Origin of the sequence: Pseudomonas sp. H11T01 (assembly GCF_048515765.1) — a bacterium.
GTDB lineage: Bacteria > Pseudomonadota > Gammaproteobacteria > Pseudomonadales > Pseudomonadaceae > Aquipseudomonas.
On record NZ_JBLYED010000017.1, the window covers coordinates 51,930 to 70,858 of the forward strand.

The following is an 18,929-nucleotide window of genomic DNA, read 5'->3' on the forward strand; positions in this document are numbered from 1 at the left end:
CCAGACGAGTCTGGCCCCCTGAGGAGTTTCCATGAGCGAGTTGCGTTTTACTGAAGATCACGAATGGCTGCGCACCGAAGCTGACGGCAGCGTCACTGTTGGCATCACCGCTTTCGCGCAGAACGCGCTGGGCGATGTAGTTTTCGTGCAACTGCCGGACCTGCAGTCCTATGAAAAAGGCGCAGAAACGGCGACCGTTGAATCAGTAAAAGCGGCCAGCGGCGTGTACATGCCGTTGGACGGTGAAGTGGTCGAGACCAATCCAGCGCTCGAAAGCAGCCCTGAACTGGTCAACGAAGATCCTCTGGGCGAAGGCTGGTTCTTCCGCTTTGTCCCGGCTGATGCCGACGCTGTAGGCAAACTGCTGGATCAAGACGCCTACGACCGTCTGATCAAAGCCAACGCCGAAGCCTGAGGAGCCGTCATGACTATCAATTTGAGCACCGCCAACGAATTCATCGCGCGCCACATCGGCCCGCGTCAGGGCGATGAGCAAGCCATGCTCAACAGCCTCGGTTTCGACTCTCTGGAAGCCCTGAGCGCCAGCGTCATTCCTGACAGCATCAAGGGCACCAGCGTCCTCGAGCTGGGCGCCGGTCAAAGCGAAGCCGATGCCCTGGCATCGATCAAAGCCATCGCCGCCAAGAACCAGCTGTTCAAGACCTACATCGGCCAGGGCTACTACGGCACCCACACGCCGTCGCCTATCCTGCGCAACCTGCTGGAAAACCCGGCCTGGTACACCGCCTACACCCCGTATCAACCAGAGATTTCCCAAGGCCGTCTGGAAGCGCTGCTGAACTTCCAGACGCTGATCAGCGACTTGTCCGGACTGCCGATCGCCAACGCCTCGCTGCTCGACGAAGCCACCGCCGCTGCCGAAGCCATGACCTTCTGCAAACGCCTGAGCAAGAACAAAGGCAGCCACGCGTTCTTCGCCTCAAGCCACTGCCACCCGCAAACCCTTGACGTGCTGCGCACCCGTGCCGAGCCGTTGGGCATCGACGTCGTGGTCGGTGACGAACGCGAACTGACCGATGTCAGCGCCTTCTTCGGCGCCCTGCTGCAATATCCGGCCAGCAACGGCGACCTGTTCGACTACCGCGAACTGACCGAACGCTTCCACGCCGCCAATGCCCTGGTCGCGGTGGCCGCTGACCTGCTGGCCCTGACCGTACTGACTCCGCCAGGCGAATTCGGTGCCGACGTTGCCATCGGCAGCGCCCAACGCTTCGGCGTGCCGCTGGGCTTCGGTGGCCCGCACGCGGCTTACTTCTCCACCCGCGACGCGTTCAAACGCGACATGCCGGGCCGTCTGGTCGGCGTCTCGGTGGACCGTCACGGCAAGCCAGCACTGCGCCTGGCCATGCAAACCCGCGAGCAACATATCCGTCGCGAGAAAGCCACCAGCAACATCTGCACCGCCCAAGTGCTGCTGGCCAATATCGCCAGCATGTACGCCGTTTATCATGGCCCTAAAGGCCTGAAGCAGATCGCCAATCGCATCCATCACCTGACTGCGATCCTCGCCAAAGGCTTGAGCGATCTGGGTCTGAACGTCGAGCAAGAGAGCTTCTTCGACACCCTGACCCTGAACACCGGCAGCCAGACCGCCGCCCTGCAAGACAAGGCCCGCGCCCAACGCATCAACCTGCGTGTGGTCGATGGCGAGCGTCTCGGCGTGTCCCTCGACGAAACCACCAGCCAGGTCGACATCGAAACCCTGTGGAACGTGCTGGCTGACGGCAAAGCACTGCCGGACTTCGCTGCACTGGCCGCTGCTGTTGAGAGCCGCATTCCAGCCACTCTGCTGCGCCAATCGCCGATCCTCAGCCACCCGGTGTTCAACCGTTATCACTCGGAAACCGAGCTGATGCGCTACCTGCGCAAGCTTGCCGACAAAGACCTGGCGCTGGATCGCACCATGATCCCGCTGGGCTCGTGCACCATGAAGCTCAACGCCGCCAGCGAAATGATCCCGGTGACCTGGGCCGAGTTCGGCTCACTGCATCCGTTCGCACCGGCCGAGCAGAGCGCCGGCTACCAGCAACTGACTGACGAACTGGAAGCAATGCTCTGCGCTGCTACCGGTTACGACGCGATTTCCCTGCAGCCGAACGCCGGCTCCCAGGGCGAATACGCCGGTCTCTTGGCGATCCGTGCTTACCATCAGAGCCGTGGCGATGATCGTCGCGACATCTGCCTGATCCCTTCGTCCGCCCACGGTACTAACCCGGCAACCGCCAACATGGCCGGTATGCGCGTGGTGGTCACTGCGTGCGACGCTCGCGGCAACGTCGACATCGAAGACCTGCGCGCCAAAGCCATCGAGCACCGTGAACACCTCGCCGCGCTGATGATCACCTACCCGTCGACCCACGGCGTGTTCGAAGAAGGCATCCGCGAAATCTGCGGGATCATTCATGACAACGGCGGCCAGGTGTACATCGACGGCGCCAACATGAACGCCATGGTCGGCCTCTGTGCTCCAGGCAAGTTCGGCGGCGACGTGTCCCACCTGAACCTGCACAAAACCTTCTGCATCCCTCACGGTGGTGGCGGCCCGGGCGTCGGCCCGATTGGCGTGAAGTCCCACCTGACGCCGTTCCTGCCAGGTCACGCCAACATGGAACGCAAGGAAGGCGCGGTCTGCGCAGCACCGTTCGGCAGCGCAAGCATTCTGCCGATCACCTGGATGTACATTCGTATGATGGGCGGCGAAGGTCTCAAGCGTGCGTCGCAGCTGGCGATCCTCAACGCCAACTACATTTCCCGTCGCCTCGAAGAGCACTACCCGGTGCTGTACACCGGCAGCAATGGTCTGGTGGCTCACGAATGCATCCTCGACCTGCGCCCGCTCAAAGACAGCAGTGGCATCAGCGTCGATGACGTCGCCAAGCGCCTGATCGACTTCGGCTTCCACGCACCGACCATGTCTTTCCCGGTGGCCGGCACGCTGATGATCGAGCCGACCGAAAGTGAATCCAAGGAAGAACTGGACCGCTTCTGCGACGCCATGATCCGCATCCGCGAAGAAATCCGCGCAGTGGAAAACGGCACGCTGGACAAGGATGACAACCCACTGAAAAACGCCCCGCACACCGCAGCGGAAATCGTTGGCGAGTGGACTCACCCGTACAGCCGTGAACAGGCGGTGTACCCGGTTGCATCGTTGATCGAAGGCAAATACTGGCCACCAGTCGGTAGGGTCGACAACGTGTTCGGTGATCGCAACCTGATCTGCGCCTGCCCGTCGATCGAAAGCTACGCTTAAAACTGTGTGGGGGCGGTTAACCCGCCCCACTCAAGAAATCCGCATAACCCTGTGGGAGCGAGCTTGCTCCCACAGGACCGCAGCCCCCATAAGATCTGTGTCGATCCTCATAACAAGAAACCGGAGAACAACCATGTCGTTAAGCGTGTTCGACCTGTTCAAGATTGGCATCGGCCCCTCCAGCTCCCACACCGTCGGCCCGATGCGCGCTGCTGCGCGCTTCGTCGAAGGTTTGCGCCGTGAAGGGCTACTGGCCGCAACCACCTGCGTCAAAGTCGAGCTGTACGGCTCACTCGGCGCCACCGGCAAGGGCCACGGCAGCGACAAGGCCGTGTTACTGGGCCTGGAAGGTGAACATCCGGATACCGTGGATACCGAGACCATCGCCGCCCGCCTGCTCGATATTCGCAGCAGCGGACGCTTGAACCTGCTCGGTGAGCACAGCATTGAATTCAACGAAAAACTCCACTTGGCGATGATTCGCAAACCGCTGGCCTATCACCCCAATGGCATGATTTTTCGTGCCTTTGATGCGGCCGGTTTGCAGGTCCGCAGCCGCGAGTATTACTCGGTCGGCGGCGGTTTCGTCGTCGATGAAGACGCCGCAGGCGCTGATCGCATCGTCGAAGACGCCACGCCGCTGACCTTCCCGTTCAAGAGTGCCAAGGACTTGCTTGGCCATTGCACCACCTACGGCCTGTCCATCAGCCAGGTGATGCTGACCAATGAAAGCGCCTGGCGCCCGGAATCGGAAACCCGTACCGGCCTGCTGAAAATCTGGCAAGTGATGCAGGATTGCGTCGCCGCCGGTTGCCGCAACGAAGGGATTCTGCCCGGTGGCTTGAAGGTCAAACGCCGTGCGGCAGCGCTGTATCAGCAATTGTGCAAGAGCCCCGAAGCGGCCCTGCGCGATCCGCTCTCGGTGCTCGACTGGGTCAACCTGTATGCCCTGGCCGTCAACGAGGAAAACGCCAACGGCGGACGTGTCGTCACCGCACCGACCAACGGCGCGGCAGGGATTGTTCCTGCGGTTTTGCATTACTACATGCGCTTCATTCCGGGCGCCAATGAAGACGGCGTGGTGCGTTTTCTGCTCACCGCAGCGGCGATTGGCATTCTGTACAAGGAAAACGCCTCGATCTCCGGTGCCGAAGTCGGCTGCCAGGGCGAGGTGGGCGTTGCCTGCTCGATGGCCGCTGGAGCACTCTGTGAAGTGCTGGGCGGCACCGTGCAACAGGTAGAAAACGCCGCCGAGATCGGCATGGAACACAACCTCGGGCTGACCTGCGACCCGATTGGCGGCCTGGTCCAGGTGCCATGCATCGAGCGCAACGCCATGGGTTCGGTGAAAGCCATCAATGCGGTGCGCATAGCCCTGCGCGGCGACGGTCAACACTACGTCTCCCTCGACAAGGTCATCCGCACCATGCGCCAGACCGGCGCCGATATGAAAAGCAAATACAAGGAAACCGCCCGTGGCGGTTTGGCGGTCAACATTATTGAGTGCTGATGCGAGCCAGGCTGCATCAGTGCATTTTTTCAGGAGCTGAACATGTCCACCGAACATCTGTTGAAAACCCCGCTGCACGCCCTGCATCTGGAGCTCGGCGCGCGCATGGTGCCATTCGCCGGCTACGACATGCCGGTGCAATACCCATTGGGCGTGATGAAAGAACACCAGCACACCCGTGATCAAGCCGGGTTGTTCGATGTCTCGCACATGGGTCAGATTCGCCTGACCGGCGCCAATGCCGCCAAGGCGCTGGAGACCCTGGTACCGGTAGACATCATCGACCTGCCGGTAGGCATGCAGCGTTATGCAATGTTCACCAATGAAACCGGCGGCATTCTCGATGACCTGATGGTCGCCAACCTTGGCAACGACGAACTGTTCCTGGTGGTCAACGCTGCCTGCAAGGATCAGGATCTGGCGCACCTGCGCAAACACATCGGCGGCCAGTGCGAGATTCAGCCACTGTTCGAAGAACGCGCCCTGCTCGCCCTGCAAGGCCCGACAGCGGTAACGGTACTGGCGCGTCTGGCACCTGAAGTGTCGAAGATGACTTTCATGCAGTTCGCCAGCGTGAAGTTGCTCGGCGTGGACTGCTACGTCAGCCGTTCCGGTTACACCGGCGAAGACGGTTTTGAAATCTCCGTGCCAGCCGCCAATGCAGAAGCCTTGGCTCGCGCACTGCTGGCTGAACCGGAAGTGGCGGCAATTGGCCTCGGTGCCCGCGACTCACTGCGCCTGGAAGCCGGCCTGTGCCTCTACGGCCACGACATGAATACCGAGACCACACCTATCGAGGCCAGCCTGCTCTGGGCCATCTCCAAGACTCGTCGCGCCGATGGCCTTCGTGCCGGCGGCTTCCCTGGCGCAGAAAGCGTGTTCGCTCAGCAACAAACCGGTGTCAGCCGCAAACGGGTCGGCCTGTTACCTCAGGAACGCACCCCGGTGCGTGAAGGTGCAGAGATCGTCAACGAAGAAGGCGCAGTGATCGGTACCGTCTGCAGCGGCGGCTTTGGGCCAACGTTGGGCGGTCCATTGGCCATGGGCTACCTCGACAGCCAATACATGACACTCGACACACCCGTATGGGCGATTGTTCGTGGGAAAAAGGTGCCAATGAATGTAAGCAAAATGCCATTTGTGCCACAACGCTACTATCGCGGTTGATTGACTGTTTCTATAAGTAACGCGGTTGCGTTAACAGTGCACTAATGTGTAACGCAACCGCCATGAAACAGGGCATGCTTTTGACTATAAGCTTCGATAATGAACTTGGCTTATAACGATCGAAAACAATTGAACAGTTCTATCGAATAAGCGATATCGCCAGCCTGCAAACGACCCTCACACTGAGCAAAACCGGGGGCTTCGAAGGGCTTGTTTTTTCTCCCTTAGTTGGCGTAGAGTTTCTTCACTGTGTTTGCATGGGTCGCTTGGAACCGTGACCTGGGCAGTAGCCATAAGTTTGCTACAACCCGTTCTACGTCTCTTACTTTCCTGCAACCAGCCCCAGTACTCTTTCATTAGAAAGAGACTGTCATTAATTTTTGCGTCAAAGGAAACAAGAAATGTCCCAACGTCAGAGCGGTACCGTCAAGTGGTTTAACGACGAAAAAGGTTTTGGTTTTATCACTCCAGAAAGCGGTCCGGATCTGTTCGTCCATTTCCGCGCTATTCAGGGCAACGGCTTCAAGAGCCTGAAAGAAGGCCAGAAAGTGACTTTCGTTGCTGTGCAAGGCCAAAAAGGCATGCAGGCTGACGAAGTACAAGCAGAAGCCTGATCCTCTGTAACGAAAAAGCCCCTGATGCTGACATCAGGGGCTTTTTTGTGCGCGTAATTCCGTAAAATGGCTTTTTTCAGCCGAGAGTTCTGTCATGTCGAAACACCTGCTAAGCCCCCAGGGCGACTTTCCCGCCGCCGGCCTGGGCCGTCGCCTGGCAGCGATGTTCTATGACTTCCTGTTGTGCACTGCCCTGTTGATCGTCACCGGGGGCATTTACAAAATGGTGCAGATGGCGATCATCGGCGAAGAAAAAATGCGCGCCCTGACCGACTCCGGCGCACTGGACGGTGACCCGCTGCTTTCAACGATCCTGCTGTTCGTCCTCTTCGGCTTCTTCGCCAAATTCTGGACCTGGAACGGCCAGACCCTTGGCATGCAAGTCTGGTGCATTCGCGTACAGAACCCCGACGGTACGGCGATCAGCCTGTGGCAGGCCTTGCTGCGCTTTGTCGTATCGATTGCTTCGCTGCTTTGCGTAGGTTTGGGATTCGTCTGGTCGTTGTTCGACAAACAGAAACGCAGCTGGCACGACATCTACTCCAACAGCCAGCTGGTGCGGATTCCTAAGAAGACGAAGTAGCTTCAGGCGTACACAAAACCTGTAGCTGCCGCAGGCTGCGATCTTTTGATTGAATTTTTGGGTGTATATCCGTTGCTGCGGTAACGGCGGCTTAAGGGCCTCTGGGAAAGGGGCAGGCAGATCCAAAGCCAAAGCAAAGCAAAAGCAACACCCAGATCAACAGCTTCGCTGGCAAGCCAGCTCCACAGGGGAACGCGTGCACTGAGCCCGGGCCGGCCGGTCGGCCGCCTCGCTTTTGATCTTGATGCACCGCCCCCCTCGAGAGACCGAGTGGAGGTTCTGCGCAGTGGGCAGCCCGGCATGGATGCCGGGTTAGCCGCCCCCGGCCCAGAGTGTGTAAAAACGCGTCGACAAAATTGAAGTGTGCGCATCTACGTTAAATCTGAAATTTATCGGCACGTCAGCAGATGTGGATTTTGCGTAGAAGCGCGATTTCCAGTCTGGTTTTCAGTACCTGTCGCGCTGAAAAACGTTTTTACACAGCCTCGGCCATGGATGGCCGATGGCGGCGTGTCCACGGAGCAGGACCGGAGCGAGGGCACCCTGAGCCTAGGCGAAGGGCCGAACGAAAGGGGCAAAAGCCCTTTGGTTACTTTGGGGCTTTTTTTTCCAAAGTGACCCGTCGTAAGGACGGAACCCTAAGTGGCCGTTACCGCAGGAATGGATATGTACACCAGCAAGAGATTGGCCGGCTGTCAGGCCGCCATCGCGAGCAAGCTCGGCTCCCACAGTTGATCTATGTACATCCGCAAGAGACAGGCCGGCCGGAAGGCCGCCATCGCGAGCAAGCTCGCTCCTACAGTGGGTCGGAGTACATCAGCGAGAGACAGGTCGCCTGTTCAGACGACCTGCCAGCAGATCAGGCATTACCCGCCAGCTTCATACGCGCAGCCTGAGTAAAGTCGAGCATGCGCTTAAGCGGCCGAATGGCCTGGGGAATCAGCGCCGGGTCGACGAAGATCTCATTGGAACCCTCTCGCAGGCACTGCAGCATCCGCTCAAGGGTGTTCATCGCCATCCATGGGCAATGCGCACAACTGCGGCATGTCGCGCCGTTACCGGCCGTTGGCGCCTCAATGAAGAGCTTGTCCGGGCACAACTGCTGCATTTTGTAGAAAATGCCGCGATCGGTGGCCACGATAAACGTCTTGTTCGGCAGGCTTTGCGCAGCCGCTATGAGCTGACTGGTAGAACCCACCGCATCGGCCAGCTCGATGACCGCCGTCGGTGACTCAGGGTGAACCAGAATCGCCGCATCCGGATACAGCACCTTCATGTCTTCGAGCTGCTTGGACTTGAACTCTTCGTGGACGATGCAGGCGCCGTCCCAGAGCAACATGTCAGCACCGGTTTTACGCTGAATATAAGTGCCTAGGTGCTTGTCCGGGGCCCAGATGATCGTCTCGCCGTTATCCATCAGGCTTTCGACGATCTCCACTGCACAGCTGGAGGTCACCACCCAATCAGCACGGGCTTTAACGGCGGCTGACGTGTTGGCATACACCACCACCGTGCGCTCAGGGTGCTGATCGCAAAACGCCGAGAACTCGTCCACCGGGCAACCCAGATCCAGCGAGCAAGTCGCTTCCAGGGTCGGCATCAGCACACGTTTTTCCGGATTGAGGATCTTTGCGGTCTCACCCATGAACTTCACACCGGCGACCACCACCGTCTTGGCCGGATGGCTGTTGCCGAAGCGGGCCATCTCCAACGAGTCGGACACACAGCCGCCGGTTTCTTCGGCCAGGGCCTGAATGATCGGATCGCAATAGAAGTGAGCAACCAGCACGGCGTCCTGAGCTTTGAGCTCGGCAGCGATGGCGGCACGGTAATAGGCTTCCTCTTCGGCGCTTAGCGGCTTGGGCTGCTTGGCATCGAGGTGGGCTTGAACCAGAAGGCGTTCAGAAATTTGCGTCATGTTCGCAAGACCTGCAAGCGCGGTTGCGCGAAAGTCGAGTATACCACCGGCTCCGGACCGATCAGGGCCCCGCCGGGAGAGTGAGTTCATCAGGCACGGACAGCGTTGAAGCTGCGCAAGGCTACAGAATATCCAATGGATTCAAAAGATGATTCTGACCTGCGTAAAGCAGTGAAGCGCCCGGATTGGACAGAACTAAAATCCAGGGCAAAAAAAAATCTGGAAATCCGCATTTTCATGGGCCTTCCAGATTTTCAAACATCTACATCTAAAATGGTGGGTCGTGTGGGATTCGAACCTACGACCAATTGGTTAAAAGCCAACTGCTCTACCAACTGAGCTAACGACCCGCTGTGTGGTGGCGCGTATAATACTGATTTTTAACGGGAATTCAACACCTGTTTTGAAATAAATCAGAAATAAGGTGTTGGGTCGCTGATTCCGGCGGCCGCAAAGCCCTCTGCGCGCAGGCGGCAGCTGTCGCATTTGCCGCATGCGCGACCGTTATCGTCCGCCTGATAGCAGGACACCGTCAGCCCATAGTCGACGCCAAGCTTCACGCCAGCCTTGACGATTTCGGCCTTGCTCATATTCTGCAGCGGCGCCTGGATACGGAAGCCCTGCCCCTCTACCCCAGCCTTTGTCGCCAGGTTGGCCATGCGCTCGAAAGCCTCGACAAACTCCGGACGGCAGTCCGGGTAACCGGAGTAGTCCACCGCATTCACACCGATGAAGATGTCCCGCGCACCGAGCACTTCCGCCCAGCCAAGGGCGAGCGAGAGGAACACAGTATTGCGCGCCGGCACGTAGGTGACCGGAATACCTTCGCTTGGAGCTTCTGGCACATCGATTGAGCTGTCGGTCAGAGCCGAGCCGCCAATGCCATTCAGATTCAGGCCAATCACCTTGTGCTCGACGACACCAAGGTCCCGGGCAACACGAGCGGCGGCGTCCAGTTCGGCGCGATGACGCTGACCGTAATCGAAGCTCATGGTGTAGCAGCTATAACCGTCTGCGCGGGCCATGGCCACTACGGTCGCCGAGTCCAGACCGCCCGACAGCAGGATAACCGCACGCTTCTCATTAGAAAGCTGTTGATTCAGTTGCTCAGTCATTTCAGCGCCCCGGCTCGTCATTCCAAAGATATTTATGCAGCTGCAGTTGCAGGCGAACTGGCAGGTTGTCCGCCACGATCCAGTCAGCCAGATCGCGAGCGCTCAAGTCATGATGGCTCGGCGAGAACAACACTTCGCCGGCACGTCGATCCAGACCGTACTGAATCAGCTTGGACACCGCCCAGTCATAGTCTTCACGGGAGCAGATGACAAACTTGACCTGATCATTTGGCGTCAGCAGTTCGATATTTTCGTAGAGATTACGGTGAGCTTCTTTGGAGCCGGGAGTCTTCAAATCGACAACCCGACTGACTCGTGGATCGACCGCAGAAATATCCAGGGCACCGCTGGTTTCCAGCGACACCTCGTAACCGGCGTCACACAGCTGCTTGAGCAAAGGAATGGCATTGGGTTGTGCCAAGGGCTCGCCGCCCGTCACGCAAACGTAACGCGGGCGATAGCCGGCAACCTGTTCGAGGATGCCGTCCAGAGGCATGATCGAGCCACCGCTGAAGGCGTAGGCACTGTCGCAGTACTGACAGCGCAACGGGCAACCGGTCAGACGCACAAATACAGTAGGCAGCCCGGCCGTCCGCGTTTCACCCTGCAACGAGTAAAAAACTTCGGTAATTCTCAATGTGTCTTGCATAGTCGCCACGGGCGTAACAGCTAAACAGGCTGTCCGCCTCCGTCAGGCACCTCAAGGAACCCCGCAACAGCGCGAATCCCAAGAAGCGTGTTTCATAAAAAAGGGCGTGAATTCTAACGAAAAAACCCGCGATGGGCGCGGGTTTCTTCAAAACAGGGTAACTATTTCTACAAGCTTACACGCTTACATGTGTTGCAAGTCGCGCTGGGCCAGCTGAGCGGCAGAAGTGCCCGGATACTGGGAGACAACCTGCTGCAGAATGCCTTTGACCTTGTCGGTATGACCCAGGCGGCGCTCTACATCAGCGAGCTTGTATAGCGAATCCGGCACTTTGGCGTGCTTGGGATACAGCTGACTAACCTTGGCAAAAGCCTGACCGGCACCTTGCAGATCGCCCTTGGCCAGATTCACTTCACCCAACCAGTACTGAGCGTTGCCCGCGTACTGACTGTTCGGGTATTTGCGCAGGAATGCTGTGAAGGCCTGGCTGGCCTTGTCGAAATCCTTGGCTTTGATCAGGTCGAAGGCTGCGTCGTAATACAGCTTTTCCTTCGCCGGATCACCCGGTTCGCTACTTGCCGCAGGAGCCTGAGTGGCAGGCGCTGCAGCTGCACCGGCGGCATTGACATCACCACCAGCGGAAGAATTTGCAGGAGCCGCGGCAGGTGCACCGCCAGATCCAATGCGCCGATCAAGATCCTGGTATCGCTCCAGGTTTTCCTGCTTCATGCGCGCAACATCATTTTGCAGAACTTCAATCACACCTTGTTGCCGGGCGATTTGCTCCTGCATTTGTTGCAGTTGGTTGAACAGCTCACCCTGTGCCGAGACAGGGGCCGAAACCCCTCCCCCGGCATAGGCGCCGTTCGTACCGTAACCCGCAGGCGGATAACTGCTCCCGCTATTGTTATAGCCAGAGTTGTCCTCGACCACAGGAACCGCAGCCCCCGCCGCAAGCGGCAGGAGGCTGAGAGCCAAAACAGTTACAGCACGACGGCACGTTCGCATGACGAATTACTTACGCAGTTCGACGCGACGGTTTTGAGCCCAGGACTGCTCGTCGTTGCCAGTAGCAACTGGACGCTCTTCGCCGTAGGAAACCAGTTCCAGCTGAGCTGGGGAAACACCTTGCAGTACCAGGTAACGCTGAACGGCTTTCGCACGACGCTCGCCCAGTGCCATGTTGTACTCACGAGTACCACGTTCGTCGGTGTTGCCTTCCAGAACAACGCGAGCGCCGTTTGCTTTCAGGTCTTTGGCGTGAACGTCCAGAGCGCGCATGGCTTCTGGCTTCAGGTCCGAGCTATCGTATTCGAAGTAGAAGGTGGTGATTGCGCGCAGAGCAGCTTCTTCGCTCAGGGAGCCATCAACAGCGCCAGTGTTAGCGCCGTACCCAGCGTTTGGATCAACAGCGCCTTGACCGGCGTTGTCGCCGCCTTTGGACGAGCAACCTACAGCTACAGCCATGGCCAGAGCCAGCGCAGCAAACTTACCAAACTTCAGCATTTCCATCGTGAAACTCCTAATGAACCCCAATGTGTTAAGTACAACGTGTAGCGCCGCGTCAGTTCAGGTAAGGGGACCAGGAAGGTTCTCTGACTTCGCCTTGTGCGGTAGGAAGCGGGAGCCTTACGCGTCCATTAATGGACACGAGCATCAAGACTCCCCGGCCCTGCTGGCGGGTGGCGTAGATTACCATGGTGCCGTTAGGCGCGACAGTAGGCGACTCATCAAGTGTGCTGTCTGTGAGGATCTTTACGCTTCCGCGTTGCAAATCCTGGGCCGCAACCTTGAAGTTAGTGAAGCCATCCTGACGGTGAATCATCACCAGGGTCTTTTCATCCGCTGACAGTTTCGGGTTGGCGTTATAGTTACCGACAAATGTTACACGCTCAGCACCGCCGCCACTTGCGCTGGTTTTGTAGATTTGTGGCTTGCCACCACGGTCGGACGTGAAGTAGATGGTCGAACCATCTTTACCCCAGAACGGTTCGGTATTGATGCCCGGGCCACTGGTCACGCGAGAGATCTGACGCGACCCCAGATTCATTACATAAATATCCGGGTTACCATCTTTGGACAGCACGAAAGCCAGGCGTTGACCGTCCGGCGACCATGCTGGCGCGCCATTCAGGCCTTCGAAATTGGTGATTTGCTCACGACGACCAGTGTCGATGTGCTGAACGAAGATGCGCGGACGCTTCTGCTCGAACGACACATAGGCAATGCGCTTGCCATCAGGTGCGAAACGCGGCGACAGGATTGGCTCGCGCGATTGCAGCAAGGTCACAGCACGTGCGCCGTCGTAGTCGGAACGCTGCAAGGTGTAACGTGTGTTGCTCACCGAAAAACGCTCGGCAGTCACGTACAGCATGCGCGTCGAGAAAGCACCTTTGATACCGGTGAGTTTCTCGAACGACTGGTCAGCGATGTAGTGGGACATGTCGCGTAGTTGATCGACGCTGCCCGACACGCTACCAGTCAGCACTTGCTGCTCGGTGGCGACGTTGAACAGTGCGTACTGCACCTGCAGGCGACCGCCCGCAGGAACAATGCTACCGACCATGATGTACTGGGCGCCGAGGGCCTTCCAGTCGCGATAAATGACTTCGCTGGCCTGGGTCGGCAGACCGATCATGTTTTGCTTCGGAATCGGCGAGTAGTAACCCGAGTTACGCAGGTCGTTACCGATGATTTCCGCCATGTCGTCCGGCAGCACGCTGCCGCCCTGCCAACCGAATGGCACTACTGCGATCGGTGTCGCCCGGTCACTGCCGCTGGTGACCAGAATGTTTTTTTCATCCGCCGCCGCTATCCCTGCCAGGCAGCAAATAACGACAAGCATTCCTCGAAGAAGGTTTCTCACAAGGCTAGATCCTCAGGTGTGAATGTCATCTTGAATGAACGATAGGGAGCAAAATCGCTCGGCTTCATTCCCTGCATTTCTGTCAAACGACCAATGTTCTTGACCGCTGCTACAGCAGAACTGTCAAACGGACCATCGCCACTGGACCTGGCCACAGTCACCGAAGTCACCGTACCGTCCGGCAACATGCCGATTTGCAACACCACCGTCATGTTCTTGCGTGCCGAAGGAGGACGTGCCCACCCTTCTGCTGCCCGAGCACGAATCAGATCGTCGAAACTACCAGCGACTTCATCGCCCTTCTCGTCAGCCAAAGCTTGCTGGCGCTGCGGCTTGTCGGAAAGCAAATCAGCCAAGGCCTGAGCCTTTTTCTCTTCGGTTGATTTACGCGCCGCGTCAGTCGCCTTTTTCTTGGCAGCATCGGCAGCAGCTTTCTTCTTCGCATCCTCGGCGATTTTCTTCTTCGCCTCGTCCGCTTCAGCTAGCTTCTTGGCGTCCTCTGCGGCTTTCTTCTTCGCGTCTTCGACTATCTTTTTCTTGGCTTCTTCAGCGGCCTTTTTCTTGGCCTCTTCTTCAGCTAGCTTCTTGGCTTCTTCTTCGGCTTTCTTCTTGGCTATATCAGCCAATTGTTTCTCTTCAGCCTTTTTCGCTTCCGCAGTCTTTTTGGCATCGTCGGCTTTCTTGGCTTCATCAGCCTTTTTCGCCTCATCTGCCTTCTTGGCTTCGTCAGCTTTCTTCGCTTCGTCAGCCTTTTTCGCTTCCTCGGCCTTTTGAGCCGATTCTTCTTTCTTTTGTTCCGCAGCCTTTACCGCTTCCTGCTCGACCTTCTTCTGTTCCATCTGTTCGACTTCGGTCTGACGTGCGGCGGATTTCTTCGCCTCACCCGCAATCTTCTGATTGGTCTGGGTGGTCGCCTGACTTTTCGATTTCAGCTGATACAGGGTCGCCTGGACGATCGGCCTGGCCGGCGGCAATTCCGGGGTGAAGGCAAAACTGACGAACAGCATGCCAAACACCAGAATATGCAGGGCAATTGCCCATACGCTAGGCCAAAAGTAGCTTTCCGAGGCGGACGGCTCTCGCTGTTGGTGCATCAGGGCGCCTCGGTAATCAAGCCAACATTACCGACCCCGGCTTTCTGCAGCCCACCCATTGCACCCATCACGGAGCCGTAATCGACGGTTTTATCGCCGCGGATGAAGACTTGGGTACGCTTGCCACCTTCAGTACCGGCGCGAATGATCTTGGTCACGGCATCGGTCATCTGCGGCAAGGTCATCGCCTTGTCCTGCTGCTTTTGGGTGTCGACTTCGCTGCCAAGGTTCCAGTAGTAGGTCTTGTCAGCCTTGATCGATATGGTCAGGACCTGTGTGTTGTTGTCTTGCGGCAAGGCTTCGCTGGAAACCTTGGGCAAATCAACTTTCACGCCCTGATTGAGCATCGGTGCGGTCACCATGAAGATGACCAGCAGTACCAGCATCACGTCGATGTAAGGCACCACGTTCATCTCGGCAACCGGCTTGCGCTTTTTACGAGCTCGAGCGATTAAAGCCATTGGGAAATACCTGCTTATTCTTCGCTGGTGTGCACTTTGCGGTGCAGGATCGCCTGGAACTCGTCGGCGAAGGTGTAGTAACGGCTGATCAAGGTTTCGCCACGAGCGGCAAAACGGTTGTAGGCGATTACTGCGGGAATTGCTGCGAACAGGCCGATGGCGGTAGCGATCAGTGCCTCGGCGATCCCCGGGGCCACAGTGGCCAGGGTCGCTTGCTGAGCCATTGCCAGGCCGCGGAAGGAGTTCATGATGCCCCAGACGGTACCGAACAGACCGATATACGGGCTGACGGAACCGACGGTGGCGAGGAACGGCAGGCTCTGCTCAAGCTTTTCTTCTTCACGGGAAATAGCCACGCGCATGGCACGCGCCACGCCTTCCATGACTGCTTCCGGATCGACGCCTGGTTGCTGACGCAGACGGGAGAACTCCTTGAAGCCAGCACGGAAAATCTGCTCTACGCCTGAGTCCGGGTCCGGGTTGCTACCGGCCTGACGATAGAGTTTCGACAGGTCGATACCTGACCAGAAGCGCTCTTCAAAGCTCTCCAGGGCACGTCGACCGGCACGCAGCAGGGTGCTGCGCTGAAAGATCATGATCCATGAGGTGACCGATGCAGCCACCAGGATCAGCATTACCAACTGCACAACGACGCTGGCATTGCTGACCAAGCTCCACATGGAGGAATGGTCGACGACGTTAGCTTCCACGCTTTATCTCCTGCTCTGAGTGTGTACCCGCGCCGCTCACGCCGGCAAAGGCCGCACGTAGAGCTTCGGGAATGGCCCGGGGTTTCAAACTATCGGCGCGCACACAGGCCACCAAAAACTGCCCTTCACAGAGCAGCGCATTATCCGTAGCCCGCCTGACCTGCTGTTTAAAGCGCAGGCTGGCACGGTTCAATTCGATTACTTCAGCACTTACCAAAAGCTCGTCGTCCAGTCGCGCCGGCGCGTGGTAACGCGCTTCGCTGGAATGCACAACGAACAGCAGGTCCTCGCCTGCAAGCTGCGATTGGGCAAAGCCCAGCTCGCGTAGCCGCTCGGTTCGAGCCCGCTCCATAAACTTAAGGTAATTAACGTAATACACGATGCCGCCGGCATCGGTGTCCTCGTAATAAACGCGACAACGATGTGCGAACGACTCAAGCCCGTTTTGCGCGCGCATACTCTAGTGCTTACTCCTCAGGTTGCCAATCCGGCCAGGCAACTGTTTTTCATTCTCGAACGCATTTCTTGCGAAAGAACGGCAATGCCAGCCCCTAGGACAGCACAAACCCTGAATAAATCAGTGCGCAGAGGCTATTTAATCGTCCACGGTATCGAGAAACTCGTCTACCACGGGCATCTCCCCCAATCGTGACGGAATGTTAAGTCCGAAATGCAGATACGCATGCCGGGTGACCACCCGACCTCGCGGTGTGCGCATGATATAACCTTGCTGGATCAGGTAAGGCTCGAGCACATCCTCAATGGTATGCCGCTCCTCACTGATCGCCGCCGCCAGACTGTCTACCCCCACCGGCCCACCGTCGAACTTCTCGATCATGGTCAGCAGTAGACGTCGGTCCTGGTGGTCGAAGCCACGTTCGTCGATATCCAGAAGATTCAGCGCCCGATCCGCAATCGGTTTGGTGATATGGCCATTGGCCCGAACTTCGGCAAAGTCCCGGACACGGCGCAGCAGTCGGTTGGCAATCCGTGGGGTACCACGGGCACGACGAGCAATTTCAAAGGCGCCATCAGGATCGAGCGGCAAGCCGAGAATACCCGCCGAACGACTGACAATGGTCGCCAAATCCGCCGTACTGTAAAACTCCAGGCGCTGGACGATTCCGAAACGATCGCGCAGCGGATTGGTCAGCATCCCGGCACGAGTGGTCGCGCCCACCAAGGTAAACGGTGGCAGGTCGAGCTTGATCGAGCGTGCGGCCGGGCCCTCGCCGATCATGATGTCGAGCTGGAAATCCTCCATCGCCGGGTACAGCACTTCTTCGACAATCGGTGATAAGCGGTGGATTTCATCGATGAACAGCACATCGTGCGGCTCAAGATTGGTCAGCAAGGCTGCTAAATCACCCGGACGCTCCAGCACCGGCCCCGAGGTGCTTTTGATCGACACGCCCATTTCCTGAGCAATGATGTTAGCCAGGGTGGTCTTACCCAGCCCCGGAGGACCGAAGATCAACGTGTGGTCCAGCGACTCGTTACGTCCACGGGCGGCCTGGATGAACAGCTCCATCTGCTCGCGCACGGTCGGCTGGCCAATGTACTCGGCCAGACTGAGCGGGCGAATCGCGCGGTCCTGAATTTCCTCGCGGTCACGGCTACCCGTGGCGGCGATCAGACGATCAGCTTCAATCACTTAAATCATTCCCTTCAGGGCACGGCGAATCATGTCTTCACTGCTCAAACCTTTATCCTTGATGGCGGAAACCGCTTTACTGGCTTCCTGCGGCTTGTAGCCCAGAGAGATCAATGCGCTGACTGCATCACTCTCGGAACTGGCCACTAGGGACGCTGGCGCATCAGGCTGATTCGGCACCAGAGCAAACATGCTCGGCACGGTTTCCCAGGCCTTGAAACGATCCTTGAGCTCCACCAGCAGTCGTTCTGCGGTCTTCTTGCCGACACCGGGCACCTTGGTCAGTGCCGACGTGTCTTGCGCCGAGACACAACGCACCAGCTCATCGACTTCCAGACTGGACATCAAAGCCAGCGCCAGTTTCGGCCCGACGCCGTTGAGGCGGATCAGCTCACGAAAAAAATCCCGCTCGCGCTTGCCAATGAAGCCATAGAGTAACTGGGCATCCTCGCGCACGACCAAATGGGTGTGCAAGGTGATCGGCTCACCGACCGACGGCAGTCTATAAAGGGTAGTCATAGGCACTTCCAGCTCATAACCCAGACCATTTACATCAAGAATCAGATGCGGCGGCTGTTTTTCAGCCAAGGTGCCGCGCAAGCGTCCAATCACGTTTCAGATCCTTAAGCGTTGGCCAGATCAATGGCTGACGAGTAACAGAGTGAGCGCGGCCGCCGACAAGACAGGCGCCAAACGCTCCACTCATAAAATGACTGCGCTGATGCTATCAGAGACGCAGGCGACCGCCACGACTGCGTGCCGTACCCAAGCCATGGGGCAGCAAGCTGGAACGGGTATGCGCATGGCAGATGGCAATCGCCAGGGCGTCCGAGGCATCGATCTGCGGCTTGGTTGTCAGCTTCAACAAGTGCATCACCATCATCTGCACCTGCTCTTTATTCGCCGCGCCTGTGCCGACAACCGCCTGCTTGACCTGGGTCGCCGTGTACTCGGCGATTTCCAGACTTTCTTCGGCTCCGGCGACAATCGCCGCGCCACGGGCCTGCCCCAGTTTCAAGGCCGAGTCAGCGTTGCGCGCCATAAAGACCTTTTCGATGCCCATGGTCACTGGCCCGTAGGTCTGGATGACTTCACGCACACCGCGATAGACGATTTGCAGTCGCTCATGCAGCTCGCCGCTGCCGGTGCGAATACAGCCCGACGCGACATACACGCAGCCACGACCGGTATCGCGTACCACGCCATAACCGGTAATGCGTGAACCGGGATCGATACCAAGAATAAGAGTCATAACGCCTGCGGGTTGAGAGAAGTGTATCGGACACACATGACTGTAGACCGACACAAAACCCT

Annotated in this window: 19 protein-coding genes and 1 tRNA gene; 6 read left to right on the forward strand and 14 right to left on the reverse strand. The window is 57.9% G+C overall.

Annotated elements, in window-relative coordinates; all coding sequences use genetic code 11:
* The first annotated feature begins 31 nt into the window (after positions 1–31).
* The 6 genes from gcvH to ACN1C3_RS21895 all read left to right on the forward strand — a co-directional run bounded on the left by gcvH (position 32) and on the right by ACN1C3_RS21895 (position 7,148).
* Positions 32–415 (forward strand): glycine cleavage system protein GcvH, encoded by a 384-nt coding sequence (gcvH, locus tag ACN1C3_RS21870; RefSeq protein ID WP_419117839.1) that lies wholly within the window; start codon positions 32–34, stop codon positions 413–415.
* A 9-nt stretch (positions 416–424) separates the two neighbouring features.
* Positions 425–3,274 carry an aminomethyl-transferring glycine dehydrogenase gene (gene gcvP, locus ACN1C3_RS21875; RefSeq protein ID WP_419117840.1) on the forward strand — a complete coding sequence of 950 codons (2,850 nt, stop codon included), beginning with the start codon at positions 425–427 and terminating at the stop codon, positions 3,272–3,274.
* 133 nt (positions 3,275–3,407) lie between these two features.
* Complete coding sequence (locus tag ACN1C3_RS21880; RefSeq protein ID WP_419117841.1) at positions 3,408–4,784, forward strand: L-serine ammonia-lyase; 1,377 nt, start codon at positions 3,408–3,410, stop codon at positions 4,782–4,784.
* A gap of 42 nt (positions 4,785–4,826) precedes the next feature.
* Entirely contained in the window at positions 4,827–5,951 is a 1,125-nt protein-coding gene (gcvT, locus tag ACN1C3_RS21885; RefSeq protein ID WP_419117842.1) for a glycine cleavage system aminomethyltransferase GcvT, read from the forward strand.
* Between the two features lie 401 nt (positions 5,952–6,352).
* Positions 6,353–6,565, forward strand: a complete 213-nt coding sequence (locus ACN1C3_RS21890) for a cold-shock protein (protein ID WP_003175786.1) — start codon at positions 6,353–6,355, stop codon at positions 6,563–6,565.
* A 94-nt stretch (positions 6,566–6,659) separates the two neighbouring features.
* Complete coding sequence (locus ACN1C3_RS21895; protein ID WP_419117843.1) at positions 6,660–7,148, forward strand: RDD family protein; 489 nt, start codon at positions 6,660–6,662, stop codon at positions 7,146–7,148.
* An 859-nt stretch (positions 7,149–8,007) separates the two neighbouring features.
* On the opposite strand, the gene nadA is transcribed toward ACN1C3_RS21895, so the two are convergent.
* The 14 genes from nadA to ruvC all read right to left on the reverse strand — a co-directional run bounded on the left by nadA (position 8,008) and on the right by ruvC (position 18,867).
* The gene (nadA, locus tag ACN1C3_RS21900; protein ID WP_419117844.1) at positions 8,008–9,066 is read right to left on the reverse strand and encodes a quinolinate synthase NadA; all 1,059 of its coding nucleotides are present in this window, start codon (positions 9,064–9,066) and stop codon (positions 8,008–8,010) included.
* Positions 9,067–9,340: 274 nt separating this feature from the next.
* Positions 9,341–9,416, reverse strand: a tRNA-Lys gene (locus tag ACN1C3_RS21905).
* A gap of 63 nt (positions 9,417–9,479) precedes the next feature.
* Entirely contained in the window at positions 9,480–10,181 is a 702-nt protein-coding gene (queC, locus tag ACN1C3_RS21910) for a 7-cyano-7-deazaguanine synthase QueC (RefSeq protein ID WP_419117845.1), read from the reverse strand.
* A gap of 1 nt (position 10,182) precedes the next feature.
* Positions 10,183–10,830, reverse strand: coding sequence for a 7-carboxy-7-deazaguanine synthase QueE (gene queE / locus ACN1C3_RS21915; protein WP_419117846.1), 648 nt, complete (start codon positions 10,828–10,830; stop codon positions 10,183–10,185).
* 183 nt (positions 10,831–11,013) lie between these two features.
* The gene (gene ybgF / locus ACN1C3_RS21920) at positions 11,014–11,838 is read right to left on the reverse strand and encodes a tol-pal system protein YbgF (RefSeq protein WP_419117847.1); all 825 of its coding nucleotides are present in this window, start codon (positions 11,836–11,838) and stop codon (positions 11,014–11,016) included.
* A gap of 6 nt (positions 11,839–11,844) precedes the next feature.
* Positions 11,845–12,342 (reverse strand): peptidoglycan-associated lipoprotein Pal, encoded by a 498-nt coding sequence (pal, locus tag ACN1C3_RS21925; RefSeq protein WP_090187413.1) that lies wholly within the window; start codon positions 12,340–12,342, stop codon positions 11,845–11,847.
* Positions 12,343–12,394: 52 nt separating this feature from the next.
* Positions 12,395–13,696, reverse strand: coding sequence for a Tol-Pal system beta propeller repeat protein TolB (tolB, locus tag ACN1C3_RS21930; RefSeq protein ID WP_419117848.1), 1,302 nt, complete (start codon positions 13,694–13,696; stop codon positions 12,395–12,397).
* Positions 13,693–14,790 (reverse strand): cell envelope integrity protein TolA, encoded by a 1,098-nt coding sequence (gene tolA / locus ACN1C3_RS21935; RefSeq protein ID WP_419117849.1) that lies wholly within the window; start codon positions 14,788–14,790, stop codon positions 13,693–13,695. Before tolA ends, tolB begins: the two co-directional genes overlap by 4 nt.
* Positions 14,790–15,242 (reverse strand): protein TolR, encoded by a 453-nt coding sequence (gene tolR, locus ACN1C3_RS21940; RefSeq protein ID WP_162491085.1) that lies wholly within the window; start codon positions 15,240–15,242, stop codon positions 14,790–14,792. The genes tolA and tolR overlap by 1 nt, the downstream gene beginning before the upstream one ends.
* Before the next feature lie 23 nt (positions 15,243–15,265).
* Positions 15,266–15,961, reverse strand: a complete 696-nt coding sequence (tolQ, locus tag ACN1C3_RS21945; RefSeq protein ID WP_419117850.1) for a protein TolQ — start codon at positions 15,959–15,961, stop codon at positions 15,266–15,268.
* On the reverse strand, positions 15,951–16,418 hold the full coding sequence (ybgC, locus tag ACN1C3_RS21950; protein WP_419117851.1) for a tol-pal system-associated acyl-CoA thioesterase: 468 nt from the start codon (positions 16,416–16,418) through the stop codon (positions 15,951–15,953). The genes tolQ and ybgC overlap by 11 nt, the downstream gene beginning before the upstream one ends.
* A gap of 138 nt (positions 16,419–16,556) precedes the next feature.
* The gene (gene ruvB, locus ACN1C3_RS21955) at positions 16,557–17,615 is read right to left on the reverse strand and encodes a Holliday junction branch migration DNA helicase RuvB (protein ID WP_419117852.1); all 1,059 of its coding nucleotides are present in this window, start codon (positions 17,613–17,615) and stop codon (positions 16,557–16,559) included.
* Entirely contained in the window at positions 17,616–18,227 is a 612-nt protein-coding gene (ruvA, locus tag ACN1C3_RS21960) for a Holliday junction branch migration protein RuvA (RefSeq protein WP_419117853.1), read from the reverse strand. It abuts the gene before it with no gap.
* A 115-nt stretch (positions 18,228–18,342) separates the two neighbouring features.
* Positions 18,343–18,867: a crossover junction endodeoxyribonuclease RuvC gene (gene ruvC / locus ACN1C3_RS21965; protein WP_419117854.1), complete on the reverse strand. Its 525-nt coding sequence runs from the start codon at positions 18,865–18,867 to the stop codon at positions 18,343–18,345.
* Positions 18,868–18,929 lie beyond the last annotated feature (62 nt).